Source organism: Deltaproteobacteria bacterium (assembly GCA_011773515.1).
Classification (GTDB): Bacteria; Desulfobacterota; Deferrimicrobia; order J040; family J040; genus WVXK01.
The window spans coordinates 5,035-7,484 of record WVXK01000075.1 but is presented as its reverse complement, the minus strand read 5'-3'; the positions used below and the strand labels follow the sequence as shown (position 1 = coordinate 7,484).

Genomic DNA, 2,450 nt, shown 5'->3' with positions numbered 1-2,450 from the left:
GGCGCCTCTGCAAGGATGGCCCGGTCAGCCCCCATGGCGAGCGCCGTCCTGACCTGGAGTTCGGCGTCTTTGCCGGCCACGGTAACGACGACAACCTCGCCGCCCATTTTTTCCTTGATCCTCAGCGCCTCCTCGACGGCGATCTCGCAAAAGGGATTGAGCACCATCTTCACCCCTTCCAGGTCGATTCCCGACCCGTCCTTTTTTACCTTCACCCGCTCATCGGGGTTGGGGACCTGCTTTACCGGCACCAGTATGCGCACGATGCACCTCCATCGCTTCATTGCCCTGCACTGTGGGGCTTAACACCGCGGAAAATGATAAACCATTTCAGGGGATATTTCAATAAAAAATGAATAACTATTCATTATTGGCCGTGGGGGTGAAGAACTTGAGCCTGTCTGCCACGATCACGAGGGCCGAACCGAAAATCCCTCCCGAAATATCGGCCATGAAGTCGTAAAGGGACGGCACCCTCCAGGCGACCCACCTCTGGTGAATCTCATCGAATCCCCCGATGAGGCTGATCACCAGGACCGTGTAGATGAAAATCATCTCCCTTCTCAGGTTTCCCTCCCGCAGGTAGCAGGAGAAGAGCAGGCCCGACACGCCGTAGATGATAAAGTGGCCAGCCTTGTCGTACTGGGCAATACCCGATACGAGGGGAATTCTCGGGATGGACATGATGATGAACGTACCCACCACCCAGAGGACGAAGAGATAGAGATATTTTTCTCTCTTCCTGATCATAGGATATTATACGGGGTTTTACCGCCCCGCCACCTCTCTGATTCGGGCCCGGCAAGACCCCGTACTCCCTTTCCATTCATGATTATCGGAAGGATCGGGCAAAACAATGAGCAAAAAAAACCGGCTCTTACACGATCGGGGGGAAGCCCGAACGTGGGAGCCCACTGCCTGTTTTCCGGGGAAACGCGGTAAAACCCGGTGGATACCGTGGGCTCATCGTCCCGGGTTGCAGGGGGTTGTGGAAACCGGCCAGTCCGCAAAGATCAAGCGGCGCGCCGGCACGTGCCCTCCGGCTCACTCGGGTTTTTCTTGCCGCCCCTTCCCTACCCCTCCGGGAAGGTTCAGGAGCGCCGCCAGTATGCCTCGCGCGTCGCGGGAGAAAAAGAGGGTGAGGCCGACCATGGCCACGACCGTCGACGTGACCACCTTGATCCCCTCCTCGTAGAGGAGAGCGATACCGCAGATCGCAAAGACCATGGTAACGGCAAAGAGCACGCGAACGGAGGACCTGACGGAGCGGGTGTGCCTGAGCATCCGGTGATGCACATGGTCCAGGTCACCGGAAAACGGGGACCTGCCGGCCATCAGCCGCCGCAGAAAAACCAGGGTCGTGTCGCCGATGACCAGGCCGTTTACGAGCACCATCGGGAAAAAGGCCACGGACCCGTCGGCCGTCCGCAGGCACATGATGGACGTGACGGCTAAGAGGTAGCCCAGGATCAGGCTTCCCGTATCCCCGAGGAAGATCTTTGCGGGATACCGGTTGAAGAAGTAAAAGGTCATTGACGAGACCGATATGACCGCCGCAAACGTCGCGGGGAGAGTGTTCCCGTTTGCAAAGCCGATTGCCGAAATGACGGCGGCGACTCCCGCTACAATGCAGCTGGCGAGCCCGTCGAGCCCGTCGATCAGGTTGTAGGCGTTCGTGATCCCAACGATCCAGACCAGGGTCAGGGGGTATGCGAACATGCCCGTTGATACCGACCCGTCGTAGGGTATCAGGATGCTGTCCAGGACAAGGCCGGAGCTCATCGCGATCAGCGCGGCAACGATCTGAACGAAAAACTTTACCTTCGCGCCGGCCCCGCGGACGTCGTCGTACATCCCGAGAAGGGCTATGACGATCAGCCCCGCGGCAGCGCCGGCCAGAAAGGAGGTGCCGCCAGCGCCGGCGTCACCGGAACAGAAATAGAGCAGAAACAGGGCGCAGATAAGAAAGATGACACAGAGGGCAAACCCTCCCGTGCAGGGTACGGCTCTTTCGTGAATCTTCTTTTCACCCGGCCTGTCGACGATGCTGAACCTTTTACCCAGAATCGCTGCCGAAGGAATGAGTACCATGGCCGAGACGAAGGAAAAGAAAACAACGAGAACCCACTCCATAGAAAGTATTCCCCCCCTTGCTCCAAATGTTATGGGCCGAAGAAACCTGCCGCTCACCCCGGATCAGATAAACGCAAAATCTTTTTTCGGTAAGTAAAACCCCGTTTGAATGGTAATACACTCGAAGAAAAAAGTGAAGGAAAAACTTTCAGGGGAAAAATCGGTCGGTCATGCCGCCGTCATACATTTGCCGCCAATCACTTCTCTCTCCCGTAATCGTCGCCGAAGCGGACGATGTCATCCTCCCCCACGTACTCCCCGTTCTGCACCTCGATGATATTCAGGGGCACCATGCCCGGATTTTCCAGCCGGTGCTT

Annotated in this window: 3 protein-coding genes and 1 pseudogene (1 of these 4 running past the window's edge); all 4 read right to left on the bottom strand. The window is 57.3% G+C overall.

Translation table 11 applies throughout. From position 1 onward, the window contains the following. A pseudogene (locus tag GTN70_08540) lies at positions 1-263 on the bottom strand (electron transfer flavoprotein subunit beta/FixA family protein) (it extends 459 nt beyond the left edge of the window). A 97-nt stretch (positions 264-360) separates the two neighbouring features. Next, entirely contained in the window at positions 361-750 is a 390-nt protein-coding gene (locus tag GTN70_08535) for a hypothetical protein (protein NIO17031.1), read from the bottom strand. A gap of 294 nt (positions 751-1,044) precedes the next feature. Beyond that, positions 1,045-2,133 (bottom strand): hypothetical protein, encoded by a 1,089-nt coding sequence (locus tag GTN70_08530; protein ID NIO17030.1) that lies wholly within the window; start codon positions 2,131-2,133, stop codon positions 1,045-1,047. Between the two features lie 197 nt (positions 2,134-2,330). After that, the coding region (locus tag GTN70_08525) for a mannose-6-phosphate isomerase (GenBank protein ID NIO17029.1) at positions 2,331-2,450 on the bottom strand (120 nt) is incomplete at its 5' end.

Excerpts from the sequence above, each read along its gene's own strand:
- GTN70_08535 (NIO17031.1), bottom strand. The coding sequence starts at position 750 with ATGATCAGGAAGAGAGAAAAATATCTCTATCTCTTCGTCCTCTGGGTG.
- GTN70_08530 (NIO17030.1), bottom strand. The coding sequence starts at position 2,133 with ATGGAGTGGGTTCTCGTTGTTTTCTTTTCCTTCGTCTCGGCCATGGTA.